Here is a 16,419-nt window from a genome sequence, read left to right as displayed (position 1 = left end):
CACCGGCAACGGGTGCTCCGGCGCGGGAAGTCGCCGCGTTCCAGCAGGAGGTTCGCAGCGAATTCTCAGGGTTCCAGCAGGAATTGGGCGAGGTGCCGACCGGTACGGCCGGCCAGCTGCTCCGCCTGGGTGCGACAGGAGAAGCCGTCGGCCAGGAAGGCTGTCGCGGAACCGGCGTCCCGCAGCGCGGGAAGTAACCCGTGCTCGGCCACCGCGACCGAGATGTCGTAATGCCCCGACTGCATCCCGAAATTTCCGGCAAGCCCGCAGCAACCGCTGCTTTCGGTGACCTCGACACCGGCCTTCCGCAGCACGCGCCGGTCGGCGTCGAAGCCGAGAACCGCGTGTTGATGGCAGTGTGGCTGGACCACCGCCGACGTGTCGGAGCGGTCCGGCGGTTGCCAGTCCGGATGCCTTTCCAGGAATTCGGCGAGTGTGAGTACCGCCTGCGCGGTCGCGGCCGAGCGCGGGTCCCCGGGTAGCAGGTCCGGCAGATCCGAGCGCAGTGCCGCCGCGCAGGACGGCTCCAGCCCGACGACCGGCCCACCGGCCCGCACGTGCTCGTCGAGCGCATCGAGCGTGGCGCGCAACCGCTTCCGGGCGCCGCCGAGCTGTCCGGTGCTGATCCAGGTGAGTCCGCAGCAGACCCGCCGTCGCGGAATCCGCACCCGGTGGCCGAGCGACTCGATCAATTCGACCGCCGCCCAGCCGATCTCGGGCGCGAACGCGTCGGTGAAGCTGTCGATCCACAGCAGCACGCCCGGATCGCCGCCCGCCGGGACATCGCCGCGGGCGGCTCCGCCCGGATGGTCGCCGGCCCGCGATTTCCACATCGCGCGAAAGCTCCTGTCCGCCAGCCGCGGAACCGGGCGGCGCGGATCCATGCCCGCGGCCCGCAGCCCGATCCGGCGCAGCGGGGCCACCCCGGCGACGGCGTTGACCGTCCCCGGCAGCCGGGTGCCGAACGCGAGCCAGCGCGAGAGCCGGCCGAGGACGTAGTGGTCCATGGGCCGCGGGCGGTGCCGGTACCGGCGGTGCAGCGCCTCCGACTTGTAGGTGGCCATATCCACGCCGGCCGGGCAGTCCGAACCGCAGGCCTTGCAGGACAGGCACAGATCGAGGGATTCGGAGACCGCCGGGGACCGCCAGTCCAGGTCGCCGCGCACCACCTCCTGCAGGACCCGGGCGCGGCCGCGGGTGGTGTCCTTCTCGTCGGCGGTCGCCAGATACGACGGGCACATGAACCCGCCCGTGGCGCGGATATCCGCGCGGCACTTGCCGAGTCCGACGCAGCGGTGCACCGCGGTGCCGACGTCGCCGTCCCCGAGGAAGGCGAACCCGCCCGCCGCGGGCGCCGGGCGCAAGCCGGCCAGGCGCAGGTCGGCATCGATCGCCCTGGGCCGCACCAGAACACCCGGGTTCAGCAGGTCGTCGGGATCGAAAAGCGCCTTGAACTCGGCGAAGGCGGCCAGTGCGGCCGGGGAGTACATGCGCGACAGCAGTTCCGAGCGGGCCCGGCCGTCGCCGTGCTCCCCGGACAGCGATCCGCCGAAACGCACCACCCGATCGGCGGCATCCTCCAGGAAGGCCCGGAACCGTTGCGGCGCATCGGCGATGGGCAGATCCAGCCGCACGTGGATACAGCCGTCGCCGACGTGCCCGTACAGCAGGCCGTCGACGCCGTGGGCGCGCTTCAGATCCTCGAAGTCGCGCAGGTAGTCACCCAGGTTCGCGGGCGGCACCGCGGCGTCCTCCCAGCCGGGCCAGGCCGGATGGCCGTCCGGGGTGCGCCCGGCCAGGCCGGCGCCCTCCCCCCGGATCCGCCACAGCCGCGCGGCCTCCTCGGGGTCGGCGACGATCCGGCTGTCCAGCGCGTTCGCGGCCCGGCACAGCGCCGACGCCCGGTCGTGCGCCTCGCCGGTGGTGTCCCCGGCGAATTCGACGAACAGCCAACCACGTCCGTTCGGCAACTCCGGAACGGCGCCGTGGTGCACGCGCACGACGTCCACCAGCCGGGCGTCGATCCCTTCCACGGCGATCGGCGCCCCGGCCATGACCGTCGCGACATCGTCGGCGGCCGTGGGCATGTCCGGATATCCGAGCACGACCAGCACGGTGCCGCGCGGCACCGGCACCAGGTCCACGCTCGCCTCCAGCAGCAGACCGCAGGTGCCCTCGGTGCCGACGAAGGCCCGGGCCGCCGATGGATTGCGCTCGGGCAGCAGATGTTCCAGCCCGTAGCCCGACGCCTGCCGGTCGAATCGGCCGAGTTCGGTGCGGATCACGGCCAGGTGGTCGCGGGCGAAGCCGCCGAGCCCGGGCACCGAGTCCAGTCCCCCGGCGAGCACCCGCTCCGTCCCGGTGCCGTCGAGAATCCGCAGTTCCCGCACGGTATCGGAGGTCCGGCCCCAGGCGACCGCGCGCGGTCCGCAGGCGTTGTTGCCGATCATCCCGCCCAGCGTGCACCGGTTCTGGGTCGACGGATCGGGCCCGAAGCGCAACCCGTGCGCGCTGCCGTGCCGTTGCAGCGAACCCAGCACCGCGCCTGGTCGCACTCGCGCGCACCGCTTCTCGGGATCCACCCGGACCGAGTTCAGATGCCTGCTGAAGTCCAGCACCAGCCCGGGACCGATGGAGTTGCCCGCCACCGACGTCCCCGCACCGCGCGCGGTGACCGGCCGCCCCTCGGCCCGTGCGAACTCCAGCGCGGCCGCCACATCCGCATCGCTGCGCGGGAAGACCACCGCCTCCGGAAGCACGCGGTAGTTCGAGGCGTCGGACGAGTACTCCGCCCGCCGCCGCTCGGAATCGTCGACCTCCCCGTCGATCCTGTCGCCCAGCGCCCGCACCCACGATCCGGCCATACCGCCACACTATTCCGAGTGTCACCAGTTACCCGGACTCGGCACCCGCTCGGAGCGAACAAACCCCAGTACATCGGTGCCTGTGGAGACCCTGACCGAACAGCAACGGACGTCGGCGGCGGACCCGAATCGCGCTGAACCGAACGGTACACAACGACAACGGTCCGGCCCGTTCGACGCTGCACTGTCGCTTCCGTTCGAGCCCCGCCTCGCCACGGACGGTCCGGCACAGACCGATGGTGTGCCGCGAGTGCGCGTATCCCGGTCGGCACCAATGCGGGGAGTCACCGCGCCGAACCGAGCCGCTCCGCCGATCCGACGCCTGTTTGTCGGTCTCGCCCGTCACCTACGCTGCTGTTCCGGGTGACGTGCGGGTGAGCGGAGGATTCATGGCGACGAACGAGCCGGGCGGCCGGAAGCGGGATGCGGTCGCCACCAGGGCGGCGATCCTGGCGGCGGCGCAGCAGTCGTTCGCGGAGCGGGGTTACGAGCGGGCGACCGTGCGGGACATCGCGGCCCGCGCGGGCGTGAACCAGGCCCTGCTGTTCCGGTACTTCGGCACCAAGGACGACCTGTTCCGGGCGGCGATCGCCGACCGCGGCCGGCGACTGCTCGCGGACGGGCCCGCCGACGGCCTGTTCGCCCGGCTGCTGGCCCGCGCGCTGGTACCGGTCGACGAACCGGCCCAGGCGTATTGGCTACAGGCCGCGCTGCGGTCGAGCGGGCACGAGTCCAGCGCCTCGGTGATTCGCCGGGAACTGGGCGACGAATACGTTCGCGAGCTGTCCGCGCTCACCGACGGGCCGGACGGCGAGCTGCGCGCCGAACTGCTGCTGGCATGGCTGCTCGGCATCGGGCTGGTGCGTTCGGTGCACCGCCGCGAGTCGCTGGCGAGCGCCGATCCGGCGGCGGTTGCCGCCCATGTGCTCCGCGCCGCCCAGGCGCTGCTGGAGCAGACGGATACGAATTTTCCACCGCGATAACCGGATTCGATCGTTGACTGGGCCTCGCGCCGTCTCTTAACGTAGGTAAGTAAGCAGTTGCTTACATCGGTGGGGCCACCCGGCGCCGGGGAAGGAAGACCGCATGACCGTCAACACCGAGGTGCGCCGATTCCCCTTCGGCGAACCGGTCCGTCTCGACATCGATCCGCTGTTCGCGAAGCTTCGCCGCGAGGAACCGGTTTCGCGCATTCTGCTGCCCTACGGCGGTGAGGGGTGGCTGGTCACCCGCTACGAGGACGTGAAGCTGGTGCTCGCGGACCGGCGGTTCAGCCGTGCCGCGGCGGCCGGGCGCGAGGACGTTCCGCGCACGACGCCGACGCCGGCCCGGCCGGATTCGCTGCTCGGCCTGGATCCGCCGGAGCACAGCAGGCTGCGCAAGCTGGTCGCCAAAGCGTTCACCGGCCGCCGGGTCGAGTTGTTGCGCCCGCGCGTGCAGGAGATCGTGGACGCGCTGCTGGGCGATATCGAACGGGCCGGGCCGCCCACCGATCTGGTGCGCGATTTCGCGCTGCCGCTGCCGGTCACGGTGATCTGCGAGGTACTCGGCGTCCCGCCGCGCGACCAGCACCGGTTCCGGGAATTCTCCGACATGATCGTCTCCACCACCGCCTACACCCGCGAGCAGATCATTGCCGGGCGCGTGGCCCTGGAGGAGTATCTCGCCGAGCTGATCGCGGAACGTCGCCGCCGCCCGTCCGAGGATCTGCTGCACGCGCTGGTCACCGCGCGCGACGACGACGATCGGCTGAGCGAGATCGAGCTGATCAACCTGGGCATCGGCCTGCTGATCGGCGGCCACGAGACGACCGCCAACCAGATCGCCAACTTCACCTACCTGCTGCTCACCGAGCGGGAGCACTGGGAACTGCTGCGCGAGCGGCCGGACCGGGTGCGCGGCGCGATCGAGGAACTGCTGCGCTACGTCCAGCTGGGTTCGGGCGGTTCGTCACCCCGGATCGCCACCGAGGATGTCGAGCTGGCCGGGGTCACGGTGCGGGCCGGTGAGGCGGTGTTCGTGAATATGCAGGCCGCCAATCGCGACGAGGCCGTCTTCGAGGATCCGGAGCGACTCGACCTCACCCGCACGCACAATCCGCACGTCGCGTTCGGACACGGCGCCCACCACTGCGTCGGCGCGCAGCTGGCCCGGATCGAACTACAGGTCGCGATGGGCGCACTGCTGCAACGGTTCCCGTCGCTGCGGCTGGCCGTGCCGGCCGACGAGGTGTCGTGGAAGATCGGCCTGCTGGTGCGCGGGCCGACGGCGCTCCCGTTGAGCTGGTAACCGGGATCTGCTCCCGCTCCTTCCCGCGGATTTCGCCGTCCGCGAACCGGGTCCGGCCGCGGTACCACTTGCCCTCAACCAATGTTGAGGTCTTAGTGTCGGTGCCCTCGGGTTCGATGACCCGGAGGAGAAGGAGCGGTCGGATGAGTATCGAGTCGGAGGCGTGGAGTCAGCTCTACCGGCAGGCACACGCACCACAGGAACGGCGGGCGATCGGCCGCGCCACGGCGCGGCGCATCCTGCGCTTCGCCCGGCCGCACCGGCCGCAACTGATCGGGTTCCTGGCGTTCAGCGTCGCGTCGGCGCTGTTGGCGGTGGCCAATCCGGTGCTGGCCGGCCAGGTGGTCGACGGCATCGTCGGCCATGCCGCGCCGGGGTCGGTGGTCATGCTGGCGGCGGTGATCGGCGCGGTCGCGGTGCTGGACGCCGGGCTGGGCATCGTGATCCGCTGGCTGTCGGCGCGGATCGGCGAGGGCCTGATCCTGGACCTGCGCACGGCCGTCTTCGACCACGTGCAGCGGCTGCCCGTAGCGTTCTTCACCCGCACCCGGACCGGCGCGCTGGTCAGCCGCCTGAACAGCGATGTGATCGGTGCGCAGCGCGCCTTCAGCACCACGCTGTCGGGCGTGGTCACCAACGCCGTCACCCTGCTGCTCACGCTGGTGGTGATGGTGCGGCTGTCCTGGCAGATCACGCTGCTGGCGCTGATCCTGTTGCCGCTGTTCATGTTTCCCGCGCGCCGGATGGGGTCGCGGGTGGCCGAGATCCAGCGCGAGGCCGCCCAGCTGAACGCCGCGATGAGCAGCCAGATGACGGAGCGGTTCTCCGCGCCGGGCGCCACCCTGGTGAAGCTGTTCGGCCGGCCACGGCAGGAGTCGACGGAGTTCGCGCTGCGCGCCGGGCGCGTGCGGGATATCGGCGTGCGGACGGCGATGCTGCAGACGATCTTCGTGACGGCGCTGACGCTGGTGTCGGCGCTGGCGGTCGCGCTGGTCTACGGCCTCGGCGGCTGGTACGCGCTGCGCGGACAGCTGGACGCCGGCTCGGTGGTGGCGCTGTCGCTGCTGCTGACCCGCCTCTATACCCCGCTGACCGCACTCGCCAGCGCCCGGGTGGACATCATGTCGGCGCTGGTCAGCTTCGAGCGGGTCTTCGAGGTGCTGGATCTGAAGCCGCTGATCCAGGACGCTCCCGACGCGAAACCGGTGCCTGCCGGGCCGGTTTCGGTGCGGTTCGACGATGTCCGCTTCGGCTACCCGTCGGCCGACAAGGTGTCGCTGGCCTCGCTGGAGGATGTCGCCACACTGGACGCGCGCGGCGGAGTGGAGGTGCTGCACGGGATTTCGCTGCACGCCGAGCCCGGGCAGATGGTCGCCCTGGTCGGCTCGTCGGGCGCCGGGAAATCGACCATCGCCCAATTGGTTTCGCGACTGTACGACGTCGACTCCGGAGGGGTGCGGCTGAACGGCGTGGATGTGCGCGAGCTGACCGGTCGCTCGATTCACGACACGGTCGGCCTGGTCACCCAGGACGGCCACCTGTTCCACGACTCCATCCGCGCCAATCTGCGCCTGGCCCGGCCGGAGGCGACAGACGCGGACATGTGGGAGGCGCTGCGCCGCGCCCGGCTGCACGAGCTGGTCGCCGCGCTGCCCGACGGGCTGGATACGGTGGTCGGCGAGTGCGGCTACCGGCTCTCCGGCGGTGAGCGGCAACGCCTGACGATCGCCCGCCTGCTGCTCAAGCAGCCCCGGGTGGTCATCCTGGACGAGGCCACCGCCTCGCTGGACTCCACCTCGGAGGCGGCCGTGCAGGAGGCGCTGGCCGAGGCCCTGGAGGGCAGGACATCGCTGGTGATCGCCCACCGCCTGTCCACGATCCGCAGCGCCGACCAGATCCTGGTGCTGGAGGAGGGCCGAATCGTCGAGCGCGGCACCCACTCCCGGCTGCTGAGCGCGGGCGGCCGCTACACCGAGCTGTACCGCACCCAGTTCGCCACCGACGACGATCCGGAACCGGTGGCCGTGTGATCCGAGCGGTGCGCACAGAGGCCGCAGGTACAGAGATACCGCAGGTATAGAGATACCGCCGAATTCCTGTTCGAGGGACCGGAACAGGAGTCCGGCGGCATCGTCGTTCATCCGGTGCGGCGACCTACCCGAGCACGGCGCTGTGCACGGACGACGCCGCAGGCGTGGATCGGTGGGTCCCCGGTATCAGTTGCGGCGGGGGTCGTTGCAGCGGGCGTCCCACGCGGCGGGCAGATCGTCGGAAATTACCGGCGCGTCCAGAATTTCGTCGTCGAAACCGAAGGCGTCCAGTAACGAGGGCAGGTTGTCGGCGAGGTTGTCGATGGCCCGGGCGAGCTGCCGCTTGATCGTCTCGACGGCGGCGACGTCGAGCAGGCCGTGGGTGAGGTACCATGCGGCATGCTCGTCGAGATAATGCAGCGCGAAAACGTCACGCGCGGCGGCGATCTCGGGATATTCGGCTCGCGCGTCGAGCAGGCTCAGGGCCTCTTCGGCGCAGTATGCCTCGGCCAGGTTCAGGGCCTCCGGGATGACCGCCAACCGGTCGGCCAGCGCAGGCGTCGCCAGATGTTGCTGCGCCTCCTGCACGATCGTGAGAGTACGAGCGCTGAGCAGGCGTATGCGGTCGGCGGCGTCGGCGGGGTCGTGTAGCTCGGGTTCCGGCGGCTGTTTGCCGGCGAGTTGTCTGGCCAGGACGCGACCGGCGACGGAACCGAGGACGTGACAGTCGCCCTCCCCGGTGATGGCCGCATGACAGACGCCCAGGTAGCCGGCGACCCGGTTGGCGCTGAACATGCCCTGCGCACCCATCTTGATGCGGCAGTGCGTGACCGTATCCAGCGCGTGCAGCTGGATGAAGTGCTTGGCCAGCATCACCGACACGACGGTGTCGCGATCGGTGAGATCGCTGTCGGCCAGGAAGGTCTTGATCGAGTTGCCGTAGACGGTCCGGGCGACGGTGCCCGCCAGGTCGGTGAGCAGAGTGTTGCGCACGTGCGGGATATCGGCCATGAGCGGGCTGTCGAACGGCGTCAGCGGCACCACCCGCTTGGCGGCGTAGCGCAGCGCGATGTAGAGCGAGGCGCGGGCCGAGGCGTTCAGGCAGGACGACAGGGCCAGCCGCCCGACCGTCAGCTGGCTGATCGCCGAGGAGAAGGCCCGCTTCCGGCTGTTCTCGTCGCGCCAGGTCAGCACGCCCTCGTCATCGATGGTGGCCAGGTCGTTGCTCAGCCAGGCATCGCGCTCGACCCGGAGATTGTCGAAGCTGATGACCGAGTTGTCCATGATGACCAGCGGTTGATGATCGAGCTGGGTGATCGTCACGCCGGGGCACGGGTCGCCGTTGGCGTCGCGCAGCCGCGCGGTGAACAGGTGCACGCCCTGATCGACGCCCGCCGCATCGATGAACCGCGCACCGATGACACAGACCCGGGCGACCGGGATGCCGACGCTGGGCATGAATTTCCGGGCCCGCGGGTTCGGGGTGTTGAGCACGAACCCGTCACCGTCCCAGGTCGCGGTGGTCTGCATGAATCCGATGTTGGATCCGCACCCGTACTCGGTGAGCAGCATGACGCCGATGCTGGAGGCGTCGTCCAGATCGTGCAGATACGGTGCGGCGGAATCGGAATCGGTCAGGGTGGCCAGGCTGCCCGAGGCCAGGTTGTAGTGGCCGGAGATCAGTGGGATCAGGTCCGTCGCCAGCACCGCGGACCAGTCGAAGACCGCGAACAGCTCGGGTAGATCGGTGGCGACGGCGCGAGTGCTGCCGATCTCCTTGACCAGATACCGCAAGTGATCATAGGCGTTCTCCCGCCGTTGCTCCTGACTCTGCCGCTCGGTGACGGCGAAGTCCGGGTTGGTCAGAACCTGTTGCAGTTGCTGGTGGAACTCCAGGTCACCGTGCCGGAGAAGCTCCGCCAGCGATGTGCGTTCCCGGTAGCCGTTTGTAGCCATAACTGCCTCCTACATTTTTCCGATCCCAGCGGTCGCTCGTCTACCGTCGGGCATACTCGAGGCAACCGCTTTCGGACCTCGATGCACCGGAGCCCGCTGTGATCGCATGTTCACGCGAACACGACCGGGGACCGAGGCGGGAGGGCCGGGCGATCACCCGTCAAACGTTCAATGCACCACCTTCACGTGAATGTCGTTCGCTACCCGGCCACCGGGTTCCGCGCGCAGCGCGGTGGAGCGGACGCGGGCCGATCCAGGCCCTCGAAGAGCCGACGCCGGCCCTCGGTGAATCGCGGGAACACAGCAACGGTTCCCGAAGCCACGGTCGCTCGATCTGATTTCGCCGGTGAGGCGGGCGATCGGTCGGTATCGGCCGGGAAACAGCGTGAGTACGCCGCCGGGCCGCTATTACGGTCGGGTCGAACTGCGACACCCTCGTTGCCGCAGAGTTGCCTTTGACCCAATCGAGACACGAATTGTATTGTGACACAAACCGTGTTGGAGTTCACCACGAACGGTGACAAAAATTTGGGGTGGAGCGCGCCCGGTCTTAGTGGTACGTCCCAATATTGCCGAGGGCCGCCGGGCGGCCGGGCGAGCGGCTGCACGCGGCGGGAGTGATCATCACCGGCGCGATACATCTCCGACGCGCCGATCGTCGAGTCGGGTCCGGAACCGGTAGTTCCGGACCGGCTCGCGCTCCGCCCACGGCCCCCGCTCGCCGAAGGCCGTCGGCCCGAACAGTTCTCACCGACACGGCCCTCCACACCGCCGGATACGCTCCCCACCAGCGCCGCGAAAGCTGTTACCGCCCAACACAACCGAGCGCGACCGGAGCGCCGGGTGGGACCTCGGCAGCCACCCGCCCCGGCGCTCGCGCAACAGTGCGGTCGAGAAAACTACTTCGTCAGAGGACGAACTGGGGGGACGGCGGGAAAACGACAGGAAATGCCGTCAACGCTCGGTGAAATGGGCCGGGGCGCCAGAGGAGATCATTTTCGGGAACCGCCAGTTTCATTTCCGGAAGGGTATCCAGGAGTTGATCGATAACGTCCTGCGCGAGCAGAATCCCGTACGGGCGGGCATGTGCGGGACAGGCATGGTCGCCGGTGCTGAACGCCAAATTCCAGCCATTGTCCAGAAATTCGCCCGTGTTCATCTCCGGATCCGTATTACATGCGGCCATACTGATGACCACCGGCTGATCCGCCGGCAGCCATACGTCCTCGATCAGAATGGGCTGGCGAGGATAGGTGATGCAATAGTTCGCCATCGGCGGGTCGGTCGCCAGTCGTTCGTCGAGTGCGGTCCGCGTCGACAGCGGAACCCTATTGTCCTCGCTGGTGAAACGGATATCGGTGAGCATCAGCAGCAGCGTGTTGGCGATCAGGTTCACCGGCGGTTCGACACCGGCCGCGAACAACAGGACCAACTGGTGCACCATCTCCTCGTCGGACATTCCGGTGGAATGCTGGACCAGCCTCGTGGTGACGTCGTCGGCCGGGTGGGCGCGCTTCAGGGCGGTGAGGTCTACCAGCGCCTGGCCCATGATCGCGTTCACGGTGTCGGTGTCCACACCGTCGAACATCGCGGCACTGGCGGTGGCGACCCGTTCACCGATCTCCGGTGGACAGCCGAGCATCTCGCAGAAGACGGAGAAGACCAACGGGAGGATGTACTGGTTCAACAGGTCCGCATTCCCGTCCTCGCAGAACGTGTTGATGATCGGGATGGCGGAGTTCTCCACCATGGTGCGCAGCGAGTTCAGGTCGATACCGGCCAAGGCGTCGTTCAGGGCACTGCGGTAGCGGGTGTGCTCCGCACCGCTGGTACGAATCGCGTTGGGCCGGTATTCGATCATCGGCATGATCGGAATATCCGACGGTACGGTTTTCTGCCAGATACTCGGATCGGCCGGAAAATGGTGCGAGTCGTTGAGAATTCGTACGGCTGTGCCATATTTGACGACCAGGGTTGCCGGCACGCCCGGCCACATCTCGATCGGCACCAGCGGTCCGTAATCGCTGCGCATCCGGCGGTAGAACCCGTGCGGGTCGGCCGCGAATTCCGGACTGTAAATGGGGATTCGAGGACCTACGAGCTCGATCGACGACATTGAGTTGGCGGTAGCACCCTGATGCGTGTGCTGCGGATACACGTGGTCTCCTTGAAATCGGCTGCGGCAGCATAGTACCCAAGCAGAGGCCCAGCGTCGCCCGCATGCTCGAAGGGTGCTGACGCCGAAACCGTGCCGTTGCTGGGCCGAGCCGTGCGCGGCCGGCCCTGCCGGGATCGGCCGCGACTACGGTGAACCGTTGGGGCACAGCATGATCGCACCCGTGCCCCCACGCCGGTCCGCGCGGCTACTCGTGTCCGGCCAGAATCACCGGCAATCGTCCATGGCCGTTGCTGATGAATCCGGGAACCGTACCCAGTTCCGCCGGTCCGGTCGCCAAGGTCATCTCGGGGAAGCGCTCGAAAAGGGACTTCAGGGCGATTCCGGCTTCCAGCCGCGCCAGTGCCGCGCCCAGGCACAGGTGCCGTCCCCAGCCGAATGCCAAGTGGTCCTTGGTTTTCCGGGTCACGTCGAATTCGCCGGCGGTGGCGCCGAAGACCTGCGGGTCGCGGTTGGCCGCGGCGTAGGAGGCGAGGATGGCCTCGCCCTTCGCGATGTGGACGGGGCCCGCGGCCGTATCGATCGTGATGTCGTCGACGGCGAAGCGCAGCGGCAAATTCGCGACCGGGGCCTCGAACCGCAGCGCCTCTTCGACCAGTTCGCTCCAGGAGACCTCGCCCGAGACCACGTGGGCTCGCTGGTCCGGCGCCGTGAGCAGCAGATAGATGGCCTGGTCGAGCAGGTTGACGGTGGTCTCGTGCCCGGCGCTGATGACCAGCAGCAGGGTGTCGACGAGCTCCTGCTCGGTCAGCTGGGAGCCGTCCTCCTCGTCCCGGTGCGCGACCAGCACGCTGGTCATGTCGTCGCCCGGGGTGGCACGGCGGTAGGCGACGAGCTCACGCAGGATGCGCTGCATCTCGAGAAAGTTGGCCTGCGCCTGCTCCGGGGTCAGCGAGGTGTCGAAGATGCCGTCCACGCACGTGCGCAGGCCCGGCCCCAGCGATTCGGGAACGCCCATCAACTCCGTGATGACCCGGATCGGCAGCGGATAGCAGAAGCCCTCCCGCAGGTCGGCCGGTTGGCCCGCGGGCGTCTGCGCCAGCCGGCCCAGCAGGTCGGTGGCGATCGCCTCGACGCGCGGCCGCATCTCCTCCATCCGCTGCCGGGTGAACGCGGGCCGGACCAGTTTCCGTAGCCGGGCGTGGTCGTCGCCGTAGGCGGTGAACATGTTGTTCACCGCCACCCACGTGAACAACGGCCAGTCCGGACCGATCTCGCCGTTGATGAAGGCCGGCCAGTGCTGGCGCGAGTCCTTCGACACCCGCGGGTCGAGTAGCAGGCTGCGCAGAATCTGGTGGTCGGTCACCGACCAGGCCGGGACGCCCTCCGGCAGCACAACGCGGACGATCGGTCCGCGTTCGCGCAGGCGTGCGGCCTCGCCCTGGATGTCGGCGCCCTGAATGTCCAGGACTACCGCGTCGTGATGCTCCATCATGATCTCCTCACTAGACATGCAACGGTGGAGAGGTGGGGAAGACGACCGGCAGTTCCGTGAGGGCACGGTGAAGTGGGCCGGGCCGCCACACCAGTTCGCTGGGATGCACGGCCAACCTCATGTCCGGGAGCGCGTCGAGCAGCTGGTCGACGGCGTCCTCGGCGATCTGCAGGCCGGGTATCCGGGCCGGGCACTGATGTTCGCCCGCGGAGAAGGCGAGATGTGAGCGGTTGCCCCGGAGATCCGGCGCCCGCACCGCGGGGTCGGCGTTGCAGGCCGCCATGCTGATCAGGACGGGCTGATGAGCGGGTAGCCAGGTGTCGTCGATGAAGACCGGCTGGCGCGGATAGGTGGCGCAGTAGTTCGCCAGCGGCGGATTGGTGAACGAGACCTCTTCCAGCGCATCGCGCGTCGAGAGGCTGCCGTCCAGCAGGTTGCCGGCGAACCGGTCGTCGGTCAGCATCAGCAACAGCGTGTTGCTGATCAGATGCACCTCGGGCTCCGAACCGCCGCCGTGCAGGGTGACGAGCTGGTGGACGACTTCCTCTTCGCTGAGGTTGCTGGGATGCCTGATCTGGCGGGTGGTGATGTCGTCGTCGGTACTGGCCTGCTTGCGCCGGACGTGCTGGTAGAGGGTGCCCATCAGCAGGTCGTTTCCGGCCTCGGCGTCGCCGGAGGCGTCGAAGATGGCCGCCATGCCCCGTCCGACCTTGTCGAGGGTGTCGTCGTCGAAGCCGAGCATGTACCCCAGGGATTTGTAGACGAGGGGGTAGATGTACTGGCCGAGCAGATCGGCTCGCCCCCAGGGCTCGGTACCGTCGCCGCCGCAGAAGTTGTTGATCAGGTCGATAGCGAACCGCTCGACCACGCCGTGCATGGCGTGCAGGTCGACCCCGGCGATCGAATCGCGATTCGCATCGCCGTACCGCACATGGTCGTTGCCGGAGTTGCGCAGGGCGTTGGGCCGCCACTCCAGCATCGGCCGCAGCGGGTGATCGGCGGGCAGGGTCTTCTCCCACACCCGCGGATCGGAGGGAAAATGGTCGGGGTCATGCAGAATCCGCACCGCGGTCCGGTGCGAGATCACCAAGGTCGCGGGCACATCCCTGTCCAGCCAGACCGGTACCAGCGACCGAAAACGCCGCCGCATCTGCTCGTAGACGCGATGCGGATCGGCCGCGAACTCGGGTGTGTACAGCGCGAACTCGGGTTCGGTGTCGACGGGTGAGCCGTGCACTACGGTACGACGCCGCTCCGGCGACGTTCCGGGCAGCTGCGGCGTGGTCAATCTCCAACTCCAACGGTAGATGAGAATGTTGACGAGTCATGCTCAGCGGCAACGCATTCCGCACAAACTACTGTGAGCCACAGCCGACCCCCGGACAGGTCAGGACACCACCGAGCCCTGGGCATCCGTGTACACTCGTCGGCTCATCCCGCTCCCTCCGGGGTCAAAGTGATTGCCCTAGAGCATGTTTCAAGCGTTTTCAGATGGTACAGATCGCCGCCGAGTCGTGCAGGCCGACCCGCCGCATTCGGTGGGGCTGCCCGACGAACCGCTGGCCAACGCTCCGCGCCGCATTCGCCATCTCCCCGGAACGGACCCGGACCCGCCGTGACACTCGATCACACGTTCGGGTTCCGGGTGAATTCCGAGCCGACCGGTCGTTCAGAATGTGGGCGAGGCCACGCGGTCCTGCGCGGTCGAACTACCATGCGTGCTCTCGGCTGCGTCCTTGTGCGCCACGATGTTCGACCAGCCCACCACGCCCAGTGCGGCCACACCGAGAATCGCCCCGATCCACGCCACCGCCGGGTAGCCCGCACCCGCGCCGATGGCCAGGCCGCCGAGCCACGGACCGGCCGTGATACCGAGGTTGAACGACGAGACATTGCCCGCCGCACCCAGGGTGGAGGCCGCGGGCGCCAGGGTGAACACCCGGCTGTTCAACACCGGATTGATGCCGAAACCGAAGGCGCCCACCAGGAATACCAGCACGGCCACCGGGAGGATGTGCTGCGCGGCGAGGGCCAGCAGGGCGGAGCTGAGGATGAGCCCGCCGATGCCGACGCCGAGCGTGCGCATCGGATGCGCGTCGGCGGTGCGGCCACCGACCACGATGCCGATCACCCCGCCGAGGCCGTAGATCGCCAGCACCACCGGAACCCAGCCCTCGGCCAGTCGGGTCGTCTCGGTCAGCAACGCACCGAGGTAGCCGAACGTGACGAGCAGGGCGGCCGTGGCCAGCGCGGTGGTTGCGTACAGCAGCCAGACCCGGCCGGACGCCAAGGCGCGCAGCTCGTTTCGCACCTGCGGTGGTTCCGTGTGACGGGCGTCCGGGATCTTGGCGAACACGCCCACCATGGCCAGCACCGCCAGCACCGCGACCGCCCAGAACGCGGCGCGCCAGCCCAGATGCTGCCCGAGGAACGTCCCCGCCGGCAGGCCGACGATGGTGGCCACGGTGAGCCCGCCCGCGACCACGCTCATCGCCTTGCCGCGGGCATTGCCGGGAACCAGGCCGACGGCGGTCGCGGCGGCCACCGACCAGAATCCGGCGTACACGAACGCCGCCACCGCGCGGGTCGCGAAGAGTATCCGGTAGTCGGAGGTCAGCGCGCCGACCACGTGCGCGACGGCGAAGACCGCGAGGAAGGCGAGGAGGGCGTTGCGGCGCGACCATCGCAGCGTCGCGACCGCGAGGACCGGCGCTCCCACCAGCATTCCCATCGCGAACGCCGAGATGAGCAGTCCGGCCTGCGGCACCGAAACGCCGAGGTCGCTTGCCATTTCGGTGAGCAAACCCGCGAGCATCAGCTCCGAGGTGCCCTGGGCGAAGATCGACAGGCCCAGGATGTAGACGGCCGACGGCATCGGGACTTCCTTCCAGTTCGGGATACTTCAGTTTTGGACATTTCAGTTCAAAACACGGGCAGCACAGGACCCGGCCCCTCGAAGGGACTACGCCCGCGGGATCACAGACAGCTCAGCGCGACATTCGCGATCGCCGTCAGGGTCTCTCGATCGGCCCCGCCACGGGCCGCCACCCGCATGCCGCTGATCGCGGCCACCACGAAATTCGCGAGATCGCCCGCCGCCCTGGACCTATCGATCTCGCCCGCCCGCTGACCGGCCTCGATGGTTGCGGTGAGCGCCTCCAGCCGCCGATCCCGGTCGACCCGCAACAGGCGCGCCACCTCCGGATCGCGCTGCCCCAGCTCGACCGTCGCGTTCACCACCAGACAACCCAGCGGATCGTCCTGCGGCGCGTCGATGACCACCCACAGCAGCGCCCGCACCTTGTCCTTCGCCGATCCGGGACCGTCCAGCAGCTCGAAGGTGCCGGCGTTCTTATCGGCCATATACCGGCGCAGCGCCCGCTCGAACAGGTCGTGCTTGCCGGCGAACGTGTTGTAGATGCTGCTGCGACCCAAACCCGTTGCGGTACAAAGGTCCTGCGTCGACGTCCCGTCGTACCCGGAATCCCAGAACGCCCGCATCGCGGCATCCACCGCCCGGTCCTCGTCGAATTGCCTGGGTCGTGCCATGTAGCCACCGTATCAGTTTTAGATAGATCAGTACAAAACTGAACCGAGGGCGCTCGCACACCTGTCCCGGACGAGTCACGGCATGAACCGGCCAGGGACCGCTGCGAGCGGTCTCACCAA

At 68.6% G+C, this 16,419-nt stretch carries 10 protein-coding genes; 3 read left to right on the top strand and 7 right to left on the bottom strand.

Translation table 11 applies throughout. The features are described from left to right. Positions 1 to 65 precede the first annotated feature (65 nt). On the bottom strand, positions 66 to 2,864 hold the full coding sequence (locus tag D892_RS0112090; protein WP_024801486.1) for an FAD-binding and (Fe-S)-binding domain-containing protein: 2,799 nt from the start codon (positions 2,862 to 2,864) through the stop codon (positions 66 to 68). Positions 2,865 to 3,253: 389 nt separating this feature from the next. Between D892_RS0112090 and D892_RS0112085 the strand changes: the two genes are divergently transcribed. From D892_RS0112085 to D892_RS0112075, 3 genes are all read left to right on the top strand, one after another. Continuing rightward, on the top strand, positions 3,254 to 3,847 hold the full coding sequence (locus D892_RS0112085; RefSeq protein WP_024801485.1) for a TetR/AcrR family transcriptional regulator: 594 nt from the start codon (positions 3,254 to 3,256) through the stop codon (positions 3,845 to 3,847). Positions 3,848 to 3,950: 103 nt separating this feature from the next. After that, positions 3,951 to 5,153, top strand: a complete 1,203-nt coding sequence (locus D892_RS0112080; RefSeq protein ID WP_024801484.1) for a cytochrome P450 — start codon at positions 3,951 to 3,953, stop codon at positions 5,151 to 5,153. 143 nt (positions 5,154 to 5,296) lie between these two features. Next, complete coding sequence (locus D892_RS0112075) at positions 5,297 to 7,183, top strand: ABC transporter ATP-binding protein (protein ID WP_024801483.1); 1,887 nt, start codon at positions 5,297 to 5,299, stop codon at positions 7,181 to 7,183. A 186-nt stretch (positions 7,184 to 7,369) separates the two neighbouring features. On the opposite strand, the gene D892_RS0112070 is transcribed toward D892_RS0112075, so the two are convergent. The 6 genes from D892_RS0112070 to D892_RS0112040 form a co-directional block, all read right to left on the bottom strand. Beyond that, positions 7,370 to 9,139, bottom strand: coding sequence for an acyl-CoA dehydrogenase (locus D892_RS0112070; RefSeq protein WP_024801482.1), 1,770 nt, complete (start codon positions 9,137 to 9,139; stop codon positions 7,370 to 7,372). Positions 9,140 to 10,046: 907 nt separating this feature from the next. Next, positions 10,047 to 11,255, bottom strand: coding sequence for a cytochrome P450 (locus D892_RS0112065; protein ID WP_036568742.1), 1,209 nt, complete (start codon positions 11,253 to 11,255; stop codon positions 10,047 to 10,049). Positions 11,256 to 11,502: 247 nt separating this feature from the next. After that, a complete protein-coding gene (locus D892_RS0112060; RefSeq protein WP_232236063.1) occupies positions 11,503 to 12,768 on the bottom strand; it encodes a cytochrome P450 in 1,266 nt (421 codons plus the stop codon). Then, complete coding sequence (locus tag D892_RS0112055) at positions 12,761 to 14,038, bottom strand: cytochrome P450 (RefSeq protein ID WP_051499050.1); 1,278 nt, start codon at positions 14,036 to 14,038, stop codon at positions 12,761 to 12,763. The genes D892_RS0112060 and D892_RS0112055 overlap by 8 nt, the downstream gene beginning before the upstream one ends. A gap of 381 nt (positions 14,039 to 14,419) precedes the next feature. Further along, complete coding sequence (locus tag D892_RS0112045) at positions 14,420 to 15,625, bottom strand: Cmx/CmrA family chloramphenicol efflux MFS transporter (RefSeq protein WP_024801478.1); 1,206 nt, start codon at positions 15,623 to 15,625, stop codon at positions 14,420 to 14,422. 101 nt (positions 15,626 to 15,726) lie between these two features. Continuing rightward, positions 15,727 to 16,299, bottom strand: a complete 573-nt coding sequence (locus tag D892_RS0112040; protein WP_024801477.1) for a TetR/AcrR family transcriptional regulator — start codon at positions 16,297 to 16,299, stop codon at positions 15,727 to 15,729. Positions 16,300 to 16,419: the final 120 nt, after the last annotated feature.

Source organism: Nocardia sp. BMG51109 (assembly GCF_000526215.1).
Classification (GTDB): Bacteria; Actinomycetota; Actinomycetes; order Mycobacteriales; family Mycobacteriaceae; genus Nocardia.
Note: the sequence above shows the minus strand (reverse complement) of the source record. Positions and strands in the feature narration are given on the sequence as shown.